The following is a 5,089-nucleotide window of genomic DNA, read 5'->3' on the forward strand; positions in this document are numbered from 1 at the left end:
GACTGCCTTGTGGATGACGTTTACGCGCACCTCCTCGGTAGAGAGCTTGATGATAGTGTCTGAGAGTGCCTCGATAGATCCGTCCACCTCTCCCTTGACGATGAAGTTGAGCTCCTTGAAGTTTCCGATCGCCATACGGCGTCCGATCTCTTCGAGAGTCATATGCTTCTGGGTCTTGATGCCCTGGATACGGATGAGCTGCTCACGCTTGTTGGCGATGTCCTTAGCTTCCTTCTCGTCAGTCATGATGTTGAAGGTCTCACCTGCTGTAGGTGCTCCGTTGAGACCGAGGACGGTCACAGGAGTTGAAGGACCTGCCTCGTTGACCTTCTGGCCACGCTCGTTGTACATAGCCTTGATACGTCCCCAGTTGCTTCCGCTGAGCATGAAGTCTCCGACATGGATGGTACCGTTCTGCACGAGCACGGTAGCCACGTAACCACGTCCCTTGTCGAGGGCGGACTCGATGATCGCACCTGTACCTCTGCGTGAAGGATCAGCCTTGAGCTCGAGCATCTCTGCCTCGAGGAGCACCTTCTCGAGAAGGTCCTCGACGCCGATACCCTTCTTTGCGGAGATCTCCTGGCACTGGTATGTACCACCCCAATCCTCGACGAGGATGTTCATGTTGGAGAGCTGCTCGCGTATCTTCTCTGGGTTCGCGCCTGGCTTATCGATCTTGTTGATCGCGAATACCATTGGGACACCTGCTGCCTGAGCATGGTTGATTGCCTCGACGGTCTGCGGCATGATCGCGTCGTCAGCAGCGATGATGATGATCGCGAGGTCAGTCATCTTCGCACCACGTGCACGCATTGCGGTGAATGCCTCATGGCCCGGAGTATCAAGGAAGGTGATGTGACGTCCGTCAGGGAGCTTCACGTTGTATGCACCGATGTGCTGGGTGATACCGCCGGCCTCACCTGCGATGACGTTGGACTTGCGGATGTAGTCGAGGAGGGAAGTCTTACCATGGTCGACATGACCCATGACGGTGATGACAGGTGGACGGGATACGAGCTCACCGCCCTCTTCTTCCTCGCTCTGGTTGATGGCCTCGGTGAGCTCTGCGGTGACGGACTCAACCTCGTATCCGAACTCCTCTGCAACGAGCACGAGGGCCTCAGCGTCGAGACGCTGGTTGATGGATACCATGAGACCGAGACTCATGCAGGCACCGATTACCTTGGTGACAGGGGTGTTGTTCATGAGGATGGCAAGGTCGTTGACGGTAACGCACTCGGTTACCTTCAGTACCTTCTTCTCCATCTCCTGCTGCTCGAACTCCTCCATCATCCTATTGGCAGCGGCCTCTCTCTTGTCCTTCCTGTGCTTTGCGCCGAACGTGTTCTTGCTCTTGTTCTCGTTCATGCGGGCGTAGGTCTCCTTGATCTGCTTCTGGATCTGCTTCTGCATCTCCTCCTGCTCGGCCTCAGTCATTGCTGGCTTAGCGAAGCGATCGTCGTTGCCTCTTCTCTTCTTGCCGTTGCCGCCGTTGTTGTTATTGTTGTTCCTGTTGTTATTGTTGTTTCCGTTTCCGTTGTTACCGCCATTGCCGCCATTGTTCCTGGTAGCATGTGCGTTCACACCCTCCACCTTGGTCACGTCAACCTTCTGGCTGCCGTTACCTGAGATGCGCTCACGCTTGCCTTTCTTCTTGGCTTTCTTCTTGTCGAACTGGCTGAGGTCGATCTTGTCCACGACCTTAGGGCCGCTGAGCTTCTCAACCTCGATCTTCACTTCGCGAGGTTCAGCCTTCACAGCTTCGGCAGGGGCAGCGACCGGAGCTTCGACAACCTTCACCTCTTCTACTTTCTTAGGTTCCTCGACAGGCTTTACGGCCTCTGGAGCAGGCTCTGCTGGCTTTGGAGCAGGCTTCTTCTTGTCGAACTGGCTGAGGTCGATCTTGTCTACGACCTTGAGGCCAGTCTCCTCCGCTACAGGCTTCTGGACAGGAGCAGGCTCTGCTGGCTTCACCTCTTCCACTGGCTTCTGGACAGGTGCTGGCTCTGCCACTACCGGAGCAGCAGGAGCCTCCACAGGCTTAGCAGGCTGGACAGGGGCTTCCTTTGCTGGAGCAGCCGAAAGGTTGTTTGACCTGACGACAACTTCCACTTCAGGTTCGTCGTCCTCCTTGTCTGATTTCTTGCGTGTAGCGTTATCTATGATTTCCTTGAACTTGATGGTGGTCTTCTCGGCCTCCATCTTCGCCTTCTGCTCGTCGCCGAAGGCGCCCTGCAACATCGGAACGACCTCGTCGGAAACCTTCGCATTAGGGCTGGCATCTACATCGAAGCCCTTGCCCTTGAGAAAGTCAACCAACGTGCCCAGTCCGATATTGAACTGCTTTGTAAGTTTAAATAATCTGATTTCTGCCATTATCTTTTACCCCTTGTCTTTTTAGGTTAGAATTAGTCTTCGAACTCTGCACGGAGGATGTCGAGAACCTCAGCTACGGTCTCGTCCTCGAGGTCAGCCCTCTTGGCGATATCCTCTGCAGGAATAGCGAGCACGCTCTTCGCGGTGTCGCAACCGATGCCCTGGAGCTTGTCGATGATCCACTGCTCGATGACATCGTTGAAGTCCTGGAGAAGTACGTCCTCCTCCTCGGCCTCCTGCTGCTCGATCTCTCTCCATACCTCGATCTCCTTACCTACGAGCATGCTTGCAAGACGGATGTTGCAACCGCCCTTACCGATACCCTTCTTGACCTCGTCAGGCTGCATGTATACCCTGATCTTGTCGTCGTCTGGTGATGCTACGATAGAAGAGATCTTTGCTGGGTTGAGGGCCCTCTGGATGAGGAGCTGGGTGTTGCTGGTCCACTGGAGTACGTCGATATTCTCGTTGCGGAGCTCGCGAACGATTCCGATGATGCGGGCACCCTTGACACCGATACATGCTCCGATAGGGTCGATGCGCTCGTCATAAGACTCTACGGCAACCTTTGCCCTTTCGCCTGGGATGCGGACAACCTTCTTGATTGTGATGAGACCGTCATAGATCTCAGGAACCTCCTGCTCGAAGAGCTTCTCGAGGAAGTCGTCTGAAGTCCTTGAGAGAACGATGTAAGGAGTGGTGTTGTTCTTCATCTCGACGCTCTTGATGATGGCCTTCACCATGTCGTTCTTCTTGAAGTGCTCGCCAGGGATCTGCTCGCTCTTAGGGAGACGGAGCTCATTGCCGTCCTCGTCGAGGATGAGCACTTCCTTAGACCAGGTCTGGTATACCTCGCCAGTGAAGATCTCACCGATCTTTCCAGTGTATTTGTTATAGAGGTTTGCCCTCTCGATATCCATGATACGTCCCTGGAGGTTCTGCTTGAGGTTGAGGATACCTCTGCGGCCGAACTCCTTGAGCTCAACGGAACGAACATACTCGTCGCCGACCTCGTAGTCGTCGTCTACGTCTGCGAGAGCGATCTGGGTTGCAGGATTCTCGACCTCCTCTACGACCTCGAGGGTCTGGTAGATCTCGCAGTCTCCCTTGTCAACGTTGACGATCACGTCAAAGTTGTCAGCAGAGCCGTAAGTCTTGGCGAGCTGGGTCTTGAATACGTCCTCGAGGACGCCCATCATGATGTTCCTGTCGATGTTCTTCTGTTTCTTGAACTCGGTGAACGCGTCTTTAAGTTCTATTTTCTGTTCCATTTTGATTTATATGTTTTATTTTTCACTATTCAAAAACCACGAACGGAGTGACTGAGTTTACCTCGGCGAAGCTGTACCGGTCCTCATGCTCTACCATCACCTTCTTCTTGCTTCCTTCCACGGCTTCCTTAGCACTGTACTTGAGGGCGATTCCCTCCTCGTCTGCAGCGACGAGGGTGGCTACCATCTTCTTGCCGCCCTTGAGCGCAACCTCTACCTGAGTGCCTACAGCCTTGATGTACTGCTTGAGAATCTTGAATGGCTGGTCGAGACCTGCGGATGACACTGTCAGCGCATAGTCCTCGACATCCCTGTCGAAGGCTGCGGTGAAGGCGTCGTTGATTGCCTCACAGTCTGCAAGGTCTACCACTCCTTCCTCGGATTCGATGGTAATGATAATTTCATTATCTTTGCTGACCTTAAGGTCGACAAGAAAGCAACCGCGTGCAACGACTGGTCCGCTTATTGCATCTTTAATTTCAGATATGTTCATCTTTGGCTTCGAGGTATATAAAAAGGGGCCCTCTTCGGTCCCCTTTATCGTTCTCACGCCGCAAAGATACGAAGTATTTTATAAATAGCAAAACCAATTTACCATCATGGAGTTTACAGTTAGGCAGATAGCCGAAGTGCTCGGAGGAACCGTCGAGGGAAACCCGGATGCGGTCATCACATCTCCTGCGAGGATCGAGAGCGGAAAGCCGGGGACTATCTGTTTCTATGCTAACCCAAAATACGAGAAATACGTCTACGAATGTGAGGCGACGGCGATCATTGTCAACAAGGACTTCGTGCCGCAGGCTGAGGTCAAGGCGACCCTGATCCGCGTGGAGAACGCCTACGAGTCGGTGGCGAAGCTGCTTGACTATGTCACGGCGCAGAAGAAGGCATATCGCCGCTATCGTGGATGGCGCAGCCGCGTCCGTCTCTCCGCAAAGCTCGGAAAGAAGGTCTACGTGGGAGATTTCAGCTATGTCGGACGCCATGCCGTCGTAGGCGACTGTACCAAGATCTACGAGCAGGTATACATCGGTGACGACGTGCAGATAGGCCACCATTGCATCATCTACCCTGGAGTGAAGATCTATCCGGGCATGGTGATAGGAAACAATGTCATACTCCATTCGGGAGTCGTCATCGGCGCTGACGGATTCGGTTTCGCTCCTACCGCAGACGGCTCATACAAGAAGATAGAGCACACTGGAAACGTGATCATCGAGGACGATGTCGAAATCGGCGCCAACAGCTGCGTGGACAAGTCCCAGATGGGTGCGACCATCATCCGCAAGGGCGTGAAGATCGACAACCTGGTGCAGGTTGCGCACAACGTCGAGGTCGGGGAGAACACCGTTCTCTGCGCGATGGTCGGAATTGCCGGAAGCTCGAAGATAGGAAAGCAGTGCGTGCTCGCAGGACAGGCCGGTGTCGCCGGTCATCTG

General features: G+C 54.0%; 4 protein-coding genes. 1 reads left to right on the forward strand and 3 read right to left on the reverse strand.

Annotation, left to right across the window (positions count from 1 at the left end):
• The 3 genes from infB to rimP form a co-directional block, all read right to left on the reverse strand.
• Positions 1–2,379: translation initiation factor IF-2 (gene infB / locus AC06ND_RS08255; protein WP_475678509.1), on the reverse strand; the 2,379-nt coding region annotated here is incomplete at its 3' end.
• Positions 2,380–2,411: 32 nt separating this feature from the next.
• Positions 2,412–3,650 carry a transcription termination factor NusA gene (gene nusA / locus AC06ND_RS08260; RefSeq protein WP_475678510.1) on the reverse strand — a complete coding sequence of 413 codons (1,239 nt, stop codon included), beginning with the start codon at positions 3,648–3,650 and terminating at the stop codon, positions 2,412–2,414.
• Positions 3,651–3,675: 25 nt separating this feature from the next.
• Positions 3,676–4,143, reverse strand: a complete 468-nt coding sequence (gene rimP / locus AC06ND_RS08265; RefSeq protein ID WP_475678511.1) for a ribosome assembly cofactor RimP — start codon at positions 4,141–4,143, stop codon at positions 3,676–3,678.
• A gap of 106 nt (positions 4,144–4,249) precedes the next feature.
• Here rimP and lpxD point away from each other — a divergent pair.
• On the forward strand, positions 4,250–5,089 hold an 840-nt coding region (gene lpxD, locus AC06ND_RS08270; protein ID WP_475678512.1), incomplete at its 3' end, for a UDP-3-O-(3-hydroxymyristoyl)glucosamine N-acyltransferase.

This window comes from Candidatus Cryptobacteroides sp., from assembly GCF_056207615.1.